Origin of the sequence: Microbacterium sp. AISO3 (genome assembly GCF_002204305.1) — a bacterium.
In the GTDB taxonomy this organism is placed as follows: Bacteria; Actinomycetota; Actinomycetes; order Actinomycetales; family Microbacteriaceae; genus Microbacterium; species Microbacterium arborescens.
Window position 1 is genome coordinate 252148 of the sequence record NZ_NHRF01000001.1, and the last position, 13850, is coordinate 265997.

Sequence of the window (13850 nt, forward strand, 5' to 3'; positions counted from 1 at the left end):
CGGATATCGGCAGAAAGGAGCGAGCATGGATGCCATCGCTGACCTCATCGAAGCGCGACACCTGGATCAGCTGAAGCAGGTCCACATGGACTGCTGCGCAGTGATCGACGAACCGAAGTGATCACACCGGGCGGCGGGGCGGACCGAGAGCGCACCCGCCGCCCTCCGTGCCGCAAATGAAGGAGAGGCGACTCATGCTCACGAGGAACTACGTCGAGACGGTTCGCAGCCGTGTCGACGAAAAAGGACTGGCCTGCACCGACCGACATATCATCGAGTGCCTGAAATGCCTCGCGATCATGTCGGGCACCAGCGGGCGACGAATAGTCGTCACTCCGGAAGTCGACGAGGTCTGGCACGAGCTCATCGTGCAGACGGGCCCGTATTTCGCCCTGTGCGAAGCCCTGCCGGGTGGCAGGTACGTTCACCATGCCTCGATCACGCCGGACGCATACGCCGCGCGGACGGGAGAGCGGGAGTTCGTCGCCGAGTTCCTCCGCTGGGTCCCGGACTACGTGCACAGCTTCGGGCCTTTCGATCCGGAGCGTGCGGAGCACTGGACAGTGGTCGGGTTCCTGCGTTCCGAGCTCGGAATGACGCTCGACGAGATCAACGCAGTCGCGGCATCCGCTCAGCCCGAGGCAGCACTGCCGCCGGACTCACCATGGCGCATCCTCGCGCACGACGATCTCGAGATGCTCCTGGCCGCGTGAATCCGGACTACGCGCTGAGCCCGCCCTCGCGGGTGTCGTTCGCAACGCACGACCGTGATGTCGATGTCGCCTGGAAAGCCGAGGTCCTCGAGCGGGTGCGCCTCTCGCGCTGGAACACCTACGTCGGCCTCGACGGACGGCAAGCAGCCCGAGACTTCGCGGAGCGTCTCAGGCTCGACCCCGGGGGCGACCGGCGCGGGTCGCTCCACCGCGGCGCGGAAGCCGCGCTGAGGTGCCTGATCGAGCACCGGGCGCCCGAACGACTGTGGGCCCCGGCGCACGGGTACCCCGGATTCGCTCGCGTCGCGTCATCCTGCCGCATCCCGCTTCTCACGTACGCCGACCTCGACGATCTCGCGGGGTCGCGCCGCGGCGACCTCGTCGTCATCACGACGCCGTCGTCGCCGATCGCGACGGCGGATGCCGGCGATCTCCTCCGGGCGCTGGCGGGAAGGGGCGCCCAAGCCGTTGTCGACGCGACATTCTCGCTTCTCGACCCCGACGGCGTCGCCGGGCTCGCGCCCCTGCTGCGCCTGACCGACGCGCCGGTGATCGTCAGCGCGTCGAAATCGCTGGGCCTGGCCGGCATCCGTCTCGGCGTTCTGCTCGATGGCGGACCCGGACCGCACGTCATGCCGAACCCGATGGAGCTCGATGTGTTCCAGTGCGCCGTCTGGGACGCATTCATCGATGGCGACAACCTTCGCCGTCGCGCCCACGACGTGGGTACACGCCAGCGGAAGCTGCACCATCGGCTGCGACGCGCACTCGAGCGTCTCGAGGCGGAGGTGATGTACACGTCGAACAGTTTCGCGATCACAGTCCGGCGGAGCTCCGTCCCCGAGCCCGCGCTGGGGGACCACGGCTGGAAGGAGTACCCACTCCTCAACGCCCTGCGTCTCGATGCCTCGGATCGGGTGGTCGCCTCGATCGAGGCGTGGACAGGAGCCCCATCATGAGGCGCGACTATCTGGGGCGGGCCGCTCTGGCGGCATCCGCGATGTTCCTGCCGGGGATCGGCAGCGTCGTCATCCTGCTGATCATGGCGACGGCCTACTCCGACGACGTGCAGGCGGCGATCGGGCTGGGCGGCTCGACCGCCGCGATCGTGACGGTCGTGGCATCCGGTTTCGTGGTCACCACCATTCGTGCACGCACGGCGGGACGCTCCCTCCAGGGCGAGCTGACGGGTTCCGTCGGGGCAGCGATGCTCCTGCTGCTCGCATCGATCGCGATCGCCTTGCTCAGCCCGGTGCTCTCCCGCTCGGACGCGGGCGGGTTCTTCGCCGCGTACTGGATCGCCACCATCCCGGCGACGGTGCTCACGCCGATCGGCTTCGTCTTCAACGGCGCGTTCCAGGCGCTGCACCGCGATGGCACGAACCTGATCACCGCGGTCACCGGGACGCTCGTGAAAGCGGCCGTCGCGGCGGTCGTCGTCGTGCTCGGCGTCTCACCGCTTGCTGCCGTCGCGGCGGTGGGGGCCACGACGTCGGTCGCGTCGATCCTGGGAGCGCTGGTACGAGGATCCCAGCTCGCGCGGGCGGACATGATCTCGTGGCCCATGTTCGCGGCGGCGACGCGAGACGCTCTCGCGCACCCCGTCGCGGTGGTCCGCTCGCTCGGCGAGCGTGCTGCTGCGTCGGTCGACGGGTTGGTCTTCCTGGTCACCTTCACCGCGGCGATCCTGGTGGCCACAGCGCACTCCCCCGCAGACGGCGCTGTCGTCGCGCTCTCGGTGGCGGTGATGCGCTCGGTCATCGTCCCGTTGAAGCAGTTCGGCGTGGTCGGGGCGCGATTCGTCATCGCCGAGCGCGGGCGCGAGCGCGAGGACGCCATGCGTCTGTCGACGGTCCAGACGAACTGCTTCGTCCTGCTCGCGGCGATCGCGGTGGCGCTCGCGATCTCGCGCCTCGCCCTGCCGGTCTTCGACCAGCTCGGCTGGCTGCTCATAGCGATGATGGCCGTGCAGCTGCTCATCGAACCGTGGGCAGGCGTTCTCTACTCCTACCGGAAGATCGCGCTGTCGACGGCGGCCGGGCTGCCCGCCCTCGGGATCGCCTACGGGGCGGTGGCCGGCCCCGGGTTGACGCTGCTCGCCGTCACGCGTTCCGGCTCGGCGGAGGCCATCTGGGCGGTCCTGCTCGCGACGCGCGTCGTCTTCGCCGTGCTTTTGGCCTGGACTCCTCGCATATCGATGCCCGCAGGTCCAGACTGGCGTCGCGGCGTCATCCGCCGCAGGCGGGATGCGACATGAGACCTCTCCGGTATTCGATCAATGTGACGCTCGACGGCTGCTGCCACCACGAGGCGGGCCTGCCGCCCGACGAGGAATCGATGGATTTCTGGACGGCGCAGATGGCCGGCGTCGACGCGCTGCTGCTCGGGCGGGTGACGTACGAGATGATGGCGGCGGCCTGGCGGCGGCCGCCTTCGGGCGAGTGGCCCGACTGGATGGATGACGCCGAGGTCAGGTTCGCCGAGGCCATCGACGGCGCGCGGAAGTACGTCGTGTCGTCGACCCTCAGCGACCCCGACTGGAACGCCGAGCTCCTCTCGGGCGACCTCGAGACAGCCGTCCGCGCGTTGAAGGCCGAGCCGGGCACCGGGCTCTGGGTCGGCGGCGTGACCCTGCCGACCGCCCTGGCGAACCTCGGCCTCATCGACGAGTTCGAGTTCCTCGTGCAGCCGGTCGTCGCGGGTCGCGGACCGACCCTGCTCGCCGGCTTGGACCGGCAGATCGGACTCGACCCCGTGGACCGCACGGCGTTCCGCTCCGGGGCCGTGGCGACGCGATATCGGCTCCGCAGCGCCTGACCCGGGCTCCCGCCGCGAACTCCGGTTACGACAGGTGTCGCCGGATGACGCGCGCCCTTGGCAGCGCCGAGGGTGAGGTCGACAGTGGGCTCATGTCTCACCGCATCCATCTCGCCGTCGCTCTCGAGCGGGCCGGCTGGCACCCCGCCGCGTGGCGCGCCGCGGGCCTCTCGCCACGCGCGCTCACCACATCGCGTCACTGGACCGAGCAGGTACGCGTCCTCGACCGGGCGGGCGTCACCTTCGCGACCATCGAAGACGCGCTCACCCTGACCGATCGCTCCGAGAACGCCGACGCCCCCGACCCGCAGCGCCTGCACGGCCGCGTCGATGCGGTTCTGCTGGCCGCTGCGCTCGCGCCGCTCACCCACCGGATCGGCCTGATCCCGACGGTCACGACGACGCACACCGAGCCGTTCCATGTGGCCACCGGCATCCAGACGCTCGACTTCGCCAGTCGCGGCCGCGCGGGCGTCCGCCTCGTCGTCGGCGGGTCGGCAGCCGAGCGGGCGAACTTCGGGCGCCGCGACGAGATCGACCTCGAGACCGGGTTCCGCGAGGCGGGCGAGGTCGCCGACGCGATCGGACGCCTGTGGGACTCGTGGCAGGACGACGCGATCATCAGGGATGCCGCGAGCGGCCGATTCGTCGACGCCGACCGCATCCACAACATCGAGTTCACGGGCGAGTTCTTCTCGATCACCGGCGCGTCGATCGTGCCCCGGTCACCCCAGGGCCGCCCGATCATCTCGGTGCTCGCGCATCAGACGGTGCCGTTCCGGCTGGCTGCCGAGCACGCCGATGTCGTGTTCGTCACGCCCCACGACGAGGCCGCGGCCACCGGGATCCTCGCCGAGCTCGACGGCGCCGCCGCCGAGCTGCGCCGCTCTCCCGAGCGACTGCGCGTGTTCGCCGACGTGATCGTGCTGATCGAGGAGACCTCCGCCGCCGCGCGCAATGCGCTCGCGCGGCTCGACGGCCTGGCCGGGGCCGAGTTCCGCTCCGACGCGCGGATCATCGCTGGAACGCCGACCGACGTCGCCGAGCACCTCCGTGCCCTCGCCGAGACCGGCGTCGACGGCGTGCGGCTGCGTCCCGCACGTCAGCCCGACGACGTCGTCGCGATCGCGGATCGGCTCGCTCCGCTGCTGCGCGCGACCCGTGTGCTGCGCGACGACGACGCGGGCACCCTGCGCGGCCGACTCGGCCTGCCGCGTCCCGCGAGCAGGTACGCCGCTCCCGCGCAAGACTCCGCGCCGGCACGAGAGAAGGTCGCCCTGTGAGCCGTTCACCCCGCCAGATCCACCTGGCCGCACACTTCCCCGGCGTGAACAGCACGACCGTCTGGACCGATCCCACGTCGGGCAGCCAGATCGACTTCGCGGCCTTCGAGTACTTCGCCCGCACCGCCGAGCGCGGCTTCTTCGACTACGTGTTCCTCGCCGAGGGCCTGCGGCTGCGCGAACACAAGGGCCGCGTGCACGAGCTCGACGTGCTCGGCCGCCCCAACACCCTCGCCGTCCTCGCGGCGCTCACGGCGGTCACCGACCACGTGGGTCTCGTCGGCACCCTGAGCACGACGTTCAACGAGCCGTACGAGCTCGCGCGTCAGCTCGCGACGCTCGACCACCTGTCCGGCGGCCGCGCCGGGTGGAACGCCGTGACGAGCTCCGACGCGTTCCACGGCGCGAACTTCCGCCGCGGCGGGTTCCTCGACCACGCCGACCGCTACGAGCGCGCGAAGGAGTTCGCCGCCCTGTCGAAGAAGCTCTGGGACTCATGGGACGAGGACGAGGCGCTGCCCCGCCGCATCCGCCACGCGGGTCCGCAGTTCGACGTCGACGCCCTCTTCGATGTTCCCCGCTCGCCGCAGGGGCGCCCGGTGATCGTGCAGGCCGGCGACTCCGCCGACGGGCGCGACTTCGGAGCCGAGCACGCCGAGGTGATCTTCTCGCTGCATCAGGACTTCGACGCGGCCCGCGTGTTCTACGACGACGTCAAGGGCCGCCTGGCCGCCTGGGGTCGTGACGAGGACTCGCTGAAGATCCTGCCCGCCGCGACGTTCGTCATCGGCGACACGGATGCCGAGGCGCGCGAGCGGTCGCGCGAGATCGCGCTTCAGCAGGTGCGGCCCGAGCAGGCACTGACCTACCTCGAACAGGTCTGGGGTCGCGACCTCAGCGGCTACGACCCCGACGGCCCGCTGCCCGACGTCGAACCCGACACCGGGTCGGAGACGGCACGCGGCTGGGCCAACCGCCACAAGGCCGTGCAAGCGCGCATCGCCTCGTTGCGCGACCTGTCCGCGGCGGAGGGTCTGAGCGTGCGCGAGCTCGTCATCCGGCTGACGGCGAAGCACACGTTCGTCGGCACGCCCGAGCACATCGCGGGCGAGATCGACCGCTACGTGCAGGAGCGGGCGACCGACGGCTTCACCGTCGTCGGCCATCTGACGCCGAACGGGCTCGACGAGTTCGCCACCCGCATCGTCCCCCTCCTGCAGGAGCGCGGGTCGTACCGCGACTCGTACGACGAGAGTGCGACGCTGCGCGACCTGCTCGGGCTGCCGGCCGCGGTTCCGGCCCCCGCATCCGTACCGGCGTGAGCGTCCACCGGCTCGTCTTCGTGGGCGCCGGCCCGCGCGCGATCATGCTCCTCGAGCGGATCGTCGCGCGGTTCGGCGCCGCGGCGGGCACGGCGGACGCTCGTACCGTCGGTGCACCGCGGCTGCACGTCGAGCTGATCGACCCGCATCCCCCCGGTGCCGGCCGGATCTGGCGGCGAGCGCAATCGCCGCTGCTGAAGCTCAATTCGATGGCGCGCGACGTGACGGTCTTCACCGACGACAGCTGCACGATCGACGGCCCGATCCGCCCGGGGCCCTCGCTCATCGAGTGGGCCGAGCTCTGGCGCAGCGGCGAGCTGACCGCGACCGGCCGGGGCATCGAGATCGACGACGAGGTCGCCGCGGCCGAGGCACGCGGGCTGCGCGGCGAGAGCTTTCCCACGCGGCGGCTGCACAGCTACTACCTGGAGTGGTTCTACCGACGCACGGTCGCCGAGGCGCCGACCGGCGTCACGGTGCGCTGGCGGCCCGACACCGTCGCGAGCGTGAGCCCGGAGAATCGCGTGACCCTGTCGAGCGGCCTCGAGCTCGAGGCCGACGGCGTCGTGTTCGCGCTGGGTCACACCGGTCGCGAACCGGATGCCGCCACCGCCGACCTCATCGCGGGAGCCCGCCGCGGACAACTGCAGTACGTGCCGCCGGCTTTCACCGCCGATGCCGACCTCTCCCATCTCGGAGCCGGCGACGACGTCATCGTGCGGGGCATGGGGCTGGCCGCGGTCGACCTCGTCGTGCTGCTCACTCAGGGCCGTGGCGGACGCTTCGTCGACGACGGCGGCGCCCTGCGGTACGTCGCCTCGGGGCGTGAGCCCCGCCTGCATCTCGGGTCGCGCCGGGGTGTGCCCTACCGTTCCAAGGTGTCGTCGGCGATACAGGGCGACGCGCCGCAGCGCGAGGTGCTGACGCCCGCGGCGATCGCCGAGCTGGTGGCCCGCCCCGGTCTCATCGACTTCGAGGCCGATGTCTGGCCGCTCATCGCGGGCGAGCTGCTGCACGGCCACTACCGCGAGCTGTTCACGGGCCACCCCGACCGTGTCGTAGGCGACTGGCCGACCTTCCGTGCGGTGCTGCAGTCGCACGCGTGGGACGACCCGGCGCTTCTGGAGGCGATCGCGGCGGCGGTGCCCGACCCGCTCGACCGGTTCGACGTCGCGTCGCTCGACCGCCCGCTGGCCGCGAAGACCTTCACCGATCGCGAGGACGCGCACGACCGCGTGCGCGCCCACATCGTCACCGACCTGCATCTGCGCACGTCGCCGAAGCGCAGTGCCGCGCAGGGCGTCTTCCTGGCCGCCTTGCTGTCGTTCCTCGCGCTTGCCGAGATCCCCGCGGCGCGGTGGAACGAGCGCTCGCGCACGCAGTCGCTGCCGGGGCGGTGGCACACCTTCTTCAGCTATGTCGCGAGCGGCCCGCCCGCACATCGCCTCGAGGAGCTCCTCGCCCTCGCGGATGCCGGGGTCGTCCGCTTCCTCGGACCCGAGATCGGTGTCCGCATCGATCCGCAGCGCGGCTTCGTCGCCTCGAGCCCGCGGGTCCCGGGCGAGACGGTCGCCCGCAGCCTCGTCGACGCGTGGGTCCCCGGACCCGGCGCCGCCCTCAGCGAGAACCCCGTGCTGCGCGCGCTCGCCCGGCAGCAGGGCTCGGTGGCGCGGGTGCTGACCGACGCCGACGGCCGCGTGCTGACGGCGGACGGCGTGCCGACGGCATCCGCCTTCGCGCTCGGACCGTTCACGTCGCTGCCCGAGAGCGGCGCCTTCACCCGCCCGGGGTCGAACGCGCTCTCGATCCGCCAGACGGATCGCACCGCCGGCGCCATCGTCGCCACCGTTCTCGACGCAGCTGCGCCGCTGGTTAGGGTAACCTAACGTGCGGCCGGATCACCGGTCGCACAACCCTCTCCAGCCAGGATCCCCATGCACACCGCTCTCTCACGTCCGGGGGGCCGCGCCGCCGCGGCCGTCACCGCCCTCATCATCACCGGAGCCGGCCTCGTCGCCTGCTCCGCCCCCACGGACCAGAACGCGAGCACAGCACCCGCCGCGGACGGCTCCGACGCTGCCGGCTTCCCCGTCACCGTCACGTCCGCCCTGGGCGACGCGGTGATCCCCGAGAAGCCCGAGCGCATCGCGACATGGGGCTGGTCGGCGCAGGACGCGGCGCTCGCGCTCGGCGTCGTCCCGGTCGCCATGCCCGCGTTCGCCTACGGCGGCGTCGACGGCGTGCTCCCGTGGGATGCCGATGCGATCGAGGACCTCGGCGGCGAGACCCCCACGCTCCTGACGGGCGGCGACACGGGCGAGCCGAACATCGAAGAGTTCGTCGAAGCCCGCCCCGACGTCATCCTCGCGCCCTACTCGGGGCTGACACAGGAGCAGTACGACGCTCTCAGCAAGGTCGCGCCCGTCGTCGCATACCCCGACCAGCGCTGGGCGACCTCGTGGGAGGACCAGACCGCTATCGTCGGCCAGGCGCTGGGCCTGACGGATGCGGCCGCCGACCTGGTCGCTCAGGTCGACGCCGACATCGCCGACCTCGCCGCCGAGTATCCGGCGCTCGCAGGCACGTCCTTCGCCTACGGAGCGAACAACCAGCCCGAGATCTTCAACGTCTTCCGCGATGACGACCCGCGCGTACAGCTGCTCACCCAGCTGGGCATGACGGTCGCCCCCTCGGTCGAGACGCTCGCCCCCGACGACGACAGCTACTTCTACCAGCTCGGCTTCGAGAACCTGAACGCCCTCGAGTCCGACGTGCTCGTGGCCTACTTCGGCACACAGGCAGACGTGGACGCGTTCGTCGCCGACCCGCTCGTCGCCGCCATGCCGCAGGTGAAGGAGGACCGCTTCGCCCCGATCGTCGGCGAGTCGTTCGTCATGGCCTCGAGCGCGCCCACGGTGCTGTCGATCCCGTGGATGCTCGACCAGTACGTTCCGCAGCTCGCCGCCGTCGCCGAGCGTGTCGGCTGACACCCTCGCGCTTCCCCGGGGCAGGGGCCGCTCTCCGCGGTCGCTGCCCCGTCGGCGCGTCTGGGCGGGGGCGGCAGTCGCGCTCGCGCTCGGGGGCGTCGTCGTCGCGAGCCTCGCGGTCGGGACGTCCGAGATTCCTCTCGGCACCGTCTGGCATGCGCTGACGGCCTACGACCCCGCCGATCCGGAGCACATCGCGATCGTCGAGAAACGTCTGCCGCGCACGGTCGTCGGCATCATCGTCGGCGCCGCGCTCGGGCTGTCGGGCACCCTCGCCCAGGGGGTGACCCGGAACCCGCTCGCCGACCCCGGCATCCTCGGCGTCAATCAGGGAGCCGCCCTCGCGGTGGTCGCAGCCATCACGGTCTTCGGTGCGACCGGGCCGAACTCGTATCTCTGGTTCGCGATCGTCGGCGCGGCGATCGCCGCCGCCATCGTCTGGGTGCTGTCGTCGCGAGGTCGCGACGGGGCCACCCCGGGCAAGCTGGCCCTCGCGGGAGCGGCCGTGTCCGCCGCGCTGTTCTCGCTCGTCTCGGCGGTGCTCATCGTCAGCCGCGAGGCGCTCGATGCCATGCGCTTCTGGCAGGTCGGAGCCCTGGCCGGACGTGGTCTCGACGTCCTCGTTCCGGTGCTGCCGGTGCTGATCGTCGCGGCCGCCGTCGCGCTGGCGTCGGGTCGGACGCTGAACCTCTTCGCCCTCGGCGATGAGACCGCCGCGGCCCTCGGCCTGCGGGTGAACCGCGCGCGCCTGCTTCTGGCGATCGCGCTGGTCGTGCTCGCAGCCGGCGCGACGGCGGTCGCGGGTCCCATCGCCTTCGTCGGTCTGATCGTGCCGCACGCCGTGCGCAGCATCGCGGGCCCGGATTACCGATGGATCCTGCTCTTCGCAGCGCCGACCGCCGCCGTCCTCCTCGTCGCGGCGGACGTCGTCGCCCGGATCGTCGCGCGACCGGGCGAGCTGCAGGTCGGCATCGTGGTCGCGGCGGTCGGCGCACCGTTCTTCATCGCGCTCGTGCGGCGGGGTCGGATGGCGGGGCTGTGACGGGCGCGGTTCCCGCAGCTCTCGCTCAGCCGCTCCGCCGAGCAGCTGCCCGCCGGGTCGTGATCGTCTCGGCGAGCGCCGCCGTCGCGGTCGCCGTCCTGTTCGCCGTTGCGCTGCTGCTGGGACCGGCGGCGCTCTCGCCGGCTGAGGTCGTCGAGGCGATCACGGGCCGCGCCCAGCCGGTCGTCTCGCTCGTCGTCTGGGAGCTCCGCATGCCACGCGCCCTCGCTGCCGTCGTCGTCGGCGCCTGCCTCGGCGCCGCGGGGGCCGTCTTCCAGTCGGTGCTGCGCAACCCGCTTGCGAGCCCCGATGTGCTGGGGGTGACGGCGTCCGCCGGAACCGTCGGCGTGGCCGCCGTGCTCGGTCTCGGTGTCAGCGGCATCGCACTGACCGGCCTCGTCGCCGGCGGGTCGGTCGTCGCCGCGGCGCTCATCGGCGTCCTGGCCTGGAACCGCGGGTTGCACGGCATGAGGCTCATCCTCGTCGGCGTCGGGTTCTCCGCCTTCGCGACGGCGCTGACCGGAACCGTGCTGACCCGTGCGGAGATCCGCGATGTGAGCGTCGCGTACACGTGGCTCGTCGGCAGCCTGGGCGGCTCGTCGTGGGCCGTCGTCGGAACGAGCGGGGCCGTCGCGGTCATCGTGTTCGCCCTGCTGGTCCTGCAGGTGCGGGGTCTGCGTGGGCTCGAGCTCGACGACGCGACCGCCGCCGCCCTGGGCGTGCGCGTGCAGCGGGTCCGGATCGGTGTGCTGCTCACCGCCGTCGTCCTCGCCGCGATCGCCGTCGGAGCGAGCGGACCGATCGGCTTCGTCGCCCTGATGGCGCCGCAGATCGCGCGACGCCTCGTGGGCCCGGGGTCGATCTCGCTCGTGGCCTCGGCCGCCGTCGGCGCCGCCCTCGTCAGCGCGGCGGATCTCATCGCGCAGTACGCGGTACCCGGCATCCCCTTTCCCGTCGGGGTCGTGACGGGCGCGATCGGCGCGCCCTACCTCGCCTGGCTGCTGACACGTTCCGACCCCACCCGACCGGGAGGCACCCGATGACCACCGCCGATCACCGACTCAGCGCCGAGGCGATCACGCTCGGCTACGACGGAGTCCCGATCGTCGACGGCCTGTCGCTCGCCGTGCCACCCGGGCGGATCACCGTGATCGTCGGGGCGAACGCGTGCGGGAAGTCGACGCTGCTGCGGGCTCTCGCCCGGCTGCTCACGCCCACCACGGGCGCGGTGCTGCTCGACGGCGCCGACATCCGTTCGCGGCCGACCGCGGAGGTCGCGCGTGTGCTGGGGCTGCTGCCGCAATCGCCGGTCGCGCCGGAGTCGATCCTCGTGGCCGACCTCATCGCCCGCGGACGGTATCCGCATCAGAGCTGGCTGCGGCGACGTGCATCCGAGGACGACGCGATCGTCGACGCTGCGATGCGCACGGCGGGGGTCGCCGAGCTCGCCGACCGCTCCGTCGACACCCTCTCGGGCGGTCAGCGCCAGCGCGTCTGGATCGCGATGGCCCTCGCGCAGCAGACCGATGTCATGCTGCTCGACGAACCGACGACCTACCTCGACATCAGCCACCAGATCGACGTGCTGGACCTGCTCGTCGACCTCAACCACCAGCGCGGCACCACGATCGTGATGGTGCTGCACGAGCTGTCGCTCGCGTGCCGTTACGCCGACCATCTCGTCGCGATGTCGGGCGGGCGCATCGTCGCGGAGGGCGCCCCAGCCGATGTCGTCACCGCCGACCTCGTGCGCGAGGTCTTCGGCATCGACGCGATCGTCATCCCCGACCCCGCTTCCGGGGCGCCCCTCGTCTCTCCCCTCGGCCGCCACCACCGCGCCTGAGGACCTGCCGCCTCGCTCCGCCCGGGGTCGACTCGCCACGTATTGCGGATGAGGGAGCGTCAGCATCCGCCCTTTCTGGCGAGTCGACGGAGTGTGGGAGGGCGGCGGATGACGCTGCGTGTCGGGGTCTTCCGCTGTGTGACGGGGCCGCGCGCCGGCCGCGACGATGGTCGCGAGCCTGGGACGCATGCCTCTCCTCCGCACACCTTCCCGTATCCGCACCCGTTCGCGCGCGCTGCGCGGCGCCGCGCCGACCGTGCTCCTCGTCGGCGCGGCCGCCGGCGCCGTCCTCCTCTCCGCCTGCAGCTCGACGACCGCCGGCGCGAGCCCCTCGCCGTCGGGCGAACCCGTCTCGGGAGGCACGCTGACCTTCGCGATCTCCGTCGACAGCCAGTGCATCGACCCCCAGCAGGTCGGCAACAACGACGCGATCGCGATCGCCCGCCAGACCGTCGCCTCGCTGACGACGCAGGATGCCGAGACGGGCGAGATCCTGCCCTGGCTCGCCGAGCACTACGAGGTCAACGCCGACGCGACGAGCTTCACGTTCACGCTGCGCGACGGAGCGACCTACGCCGACGGCGCGCCGATCGACGCCGCCTCGGTGAAGACGAACTTCGAGGCGATCCGAGCGCTCGGGGCGAAGGCACCCCTCGGCTCGTCGTACCTCGCCGACCTCGAGAGCATCGACGTCGTCGACGACAGCACCGTGACGATCGCCTTCTCGCGTCCGAGCGCGCAGTTCCTGCAGGCGACCTCGACGTTCAGCCTCGGCCTGCTCTCCCCAGCGACCGCCGCGGTGAGCCAGGCCGACCGCTGCCTCGGCGAATATGTCGGCTCGGGTCCGTTCTCGGTCGAGAGCTACACGCCCAACCAGGGCGCGACGCTCGTACGCCGCGAGGGCTACGACTGGGGTCCCTCGACCAACGACCACACGGGCGAGGCCTACCTCGACGCGATCGAGTACGTCGTGGTGCCCGAGGCCGGCAACCGCACCGGCAGCCTGCAGTCGGGACAGATCGATGCGACCACCGGCATCTCGGCGACCGACGCCGTGCTGTTCGAGGGCGACGGATTCTGGAGCGAGAACCGCGCGAACCCCGGCGTCGTCTACAACCTCTACGCGAACCAGTCGACGCCCAAGCTCGCCGACGCCGACGTACGCCTGGCGATCCAGAAGGGCATCGACCGCGACGAGATCACCGCGACCCTGCTCGGACCCGACGACAAGCCGGCGCTGTCGCCGCTCGCCTCGTCGACGCCGTACTTCAGCGACCTGAGCGATGTGCTGGAGTACGACCCGGATGCCGCGGGCGAGCTGCTCGACGAGGCCGGATGGACGGTCGGGGCCGACGGCATCCGCGAGAAGGACGGCGAGAAGCTCAGCTTCCTCGTCACGTACTGGCAGTCGCCCAAGGAGGTGCTCGAGCTCGTCCAGCAGCAGCTGCGCGAGATCGGCGTCGACCTGCAGCTGAAGTTCGCCAGCATCGCCGATTCGCAGGCGGCATCCGCCGACGGCACCTACGACTTCGTCTACGGCAACCTGACCCGGTCCGACCCCGACGTGCTGCGCACCGTCTTCACGGCCGACAACCCGGCCGGCAACACCCGGCGCACGACGCGCACCGCCGTCGACGACCTGCTGGATGAGCAGTCGGCGATCACGGATGCCGCACAGCGCCAGACCGTCGTCGACGAGGCGGCGCGCGCGCTCGTCACCGAGGGGATCACCATCCCGATCTACGAGCTGTCGACCACCATCACCGCGGCCTCGAAGGTGCGGGGACTGACGTTCGAGGCGTCGAGCCGGCTCGACTTCTACGACGCCTGGATCGCCGAGTGA

At 71.6% G+C, this 13850-nt stretch carries 12 protein-coding genes; all 12 read left to right on the forward strand.

Going from position 1 to position 13850, the window contains the following annotated elements; all coding sequences use genetic code 11:
- Window positions 1–299: 299 nt before the first annotated feature.
- The 12 genes from CBF90_RS18355 (at window position 300) to CBF90_RS01205 (ending at window position 13850) form a co-directional block, all read left to right on the forward strand.
- Window positions 300–713 carry a hypothetical protein gene (locus tag CBF90_RS18355; protein ID WP_172407762.1) on the forward strand — a complete coding sequence of 138 codons (414 nt, stop codon included), beginning with the start codon at window positions 300–302 and terminating at the stop codon, window positions 711–713.
- Window positions 710–1672, forward strand: a complete 963-nt coding sequence (locus tag CBF90_RS01155) for an aminotransferase class I/II-fold pyridoxal phosphate-dependent enzyme (protein WP_088379704.1) — start codon at window positions 710–712, stop codon at window positions 1670–1672. The genes CBF90_RS18355 and CBF90_RS01155 overlap by 4 nt, the downstream gene beginning before the upstream one ends.
- The gene (locus CBF90_RS01160; RefSeq protein ID WP_064955235.1) at window positions 1669–2970 is read left to right on the forward strand and encodes a hypothetical protein; all 1302 of its coding nucleotides are present in this window, start codon (window positions 1669–1671) and stop codon (window positions 2968–2970) included. Before CBF90_RS01155 ends, CBF90_RS01160 begins: the two co-directional genes overlap by 4 nt.
- A complete protein-coding gene (locus CBF90_RS01165; protein WP_064955236.1) occupies window positions 2967–3530 on the forward strand; it encodes a dihydrofolate reductase family protein in 564 nt (187 codons plus the stop codon). Before CBF90_RS01160 ends, CBF90_RS01165 begins: the two co-directional genes overlap by 4 nt.
- Window positions 3531–3622: 92 nt before the next feature.
- The gene (locus CBF90_RS01170) at window positions 3623–4813 is read left to right on the forward strand and encodes an LLM class flavin-dependent oxidoreductase (protein ID WP_088379874.1); all 1191 of its coding nucleotides are present in this window, start codon (window positions 3623–3625) and stop codon (window positions 4811–4813) included.
- The gene (locus CBF90_RS01175; protein WP_064955237.1) at window positions 4810–6135 is read left to right on the forward strand and encodes an NtaA/DmoA family FMN-dependent monooxygenase; all 1326 of its coding nucleotides are present in this window, start codon (window positions 4810–4812) and stop codon (window positions 6133–6135) included. The genes CBF90_RS01170 and CBF90_RS01175 overlap by 4 nt, the downstream gene beginning before the upstream one ends.
- A complete protein-coding gene (locus tag CBF90_RS01180) occupies window positions 6132–8021 on the forward strand; it encodes an FAD/NAD(P)-binding domain-containing protein (protein ID WP_197690548.1) in 1890 nt (629 codons plus the stop codon). Before CBF90_RS01175 ends, CBF90_RS01180 begins: the two co-directional genes overlap by 4 nt.
- A 48-nt stretch (window positions 8022–8069) precedes the next feature.
- The gene (locus CBF90_RS01185; protein ID WP_088379705.1) at window positions 8070–9122 is read left to right on the forward strand and encodes an iron-siderophore ABC transporter substrate-binding protein; all 1053 of its coding nucleotides are present in this window, start codon (window positions 8070–8072) and stop codon (window positions 9120–9122) included.
- Window positions 9112–10164, forward strand: a complete 1053-nt coding sequence (locus tag CBF90_RS01190; protein WP_242435556.1) for an iron ABC transporter permease — start codon at window positions 9112–9114, stop codon at window positions 10162–10164. Before CBF90_RS01185 ends, CBF90_RS01190 begins: the two co-directional genes overlap by 11 nt.
- Window positions 10161–11207: an iron chelate uptake ABC transporter family permease subunit gene (locus CBF90_RS01195; RefSeq protein WP_242435557.1), complete on the forward strand. Its 1047-nt coding sequence runs from the start codon at window positions 10161–10163 to the stop codon at window positions 11205–11207. Before CBF90_RS01190 ends, CBF90_RS01195 begins: the two co-directional genes overlap by 4 nt.
- Entirely contained in the window at window positions 11204–12007 is an 804-nt protein-coding gene (locus tag CBF90_RS01200; RefSeq protein ID WP_088379706.1) for an ABC transporter ATP-binding protein, read from the forward strand. The genes CBF90_RS01195 and CBF90_RS01200 overlap by 4 nt, the downstream gene beginning before the upstream one ends.
- Before the next feature lie 187 nt (window positions 12008–12194).
- Window positions 12195–13850 (forward strand): ABC transporter substrate-binding protein, encoded by a 1656-nt coding sequence (locus CBF90_RS01205; RefSeq protein WP_242435558.1) that lies wholly within the window; start codon window positions 12195–12197, stop codon window positions 13848–13850.

What these genes read in the sequence shown, in the direction of transcription:
- CBF90_RS18355 (WP_172407762.1), top strand. Translation starts at nt 300, where the DNA reads ATGTCGGGCACCAGCGGGCGACGAATAGTCGTCACTCCGGAAGTCGAC.
- CBF90_RS01170 (WP_088379874.1), top strand. Translation starts at nt 3,623, where the DNA reads ATGTCTCACCGCATCCATCTCGCCGTCGCTCTCGAGCGGGCCGGCTGG.
- CBF90_RS01200 (WP_088379706.1), top strand. Translation starts at nt 11,204, where the DNA reads ATGACCACCGCCGATCACCGACTCAGCGCCGAGGCGATCACGCTCGGC.
- CBF90_RS01205 (WP_242435558.1), top strand. Translation starts at nt 12,195, where the DNA reads ATGCCTCTCCTCCGCACACCTTCCCGTATCCGCACCCGTTCGCGCGCG.
- CBF90_RS01160 (WP_064955235.1), top strand. Translation starts at nt 1,669, where the DNA reads ATGAGGCGCGACTATCTGGGGCGGGCCGCTCTGGCGGCATCCGCGATG.
- CBF90_RS01165 (WP_064955236.1), top strand. Translation starts at nt 2,967, where the DNA reads ATGAGACCTCTCCGGTATTCGATCAATGTGACGCTCGACGGCTGCTGC.
- CBF90_RS01185 (WP_088379705.1), top strand. Translation starts at nt 8,070, where the DNA reads ATGCACACCGCTCTCTCACGTCCGGGGGGCCGCGCCGCCGCGGCCGTC.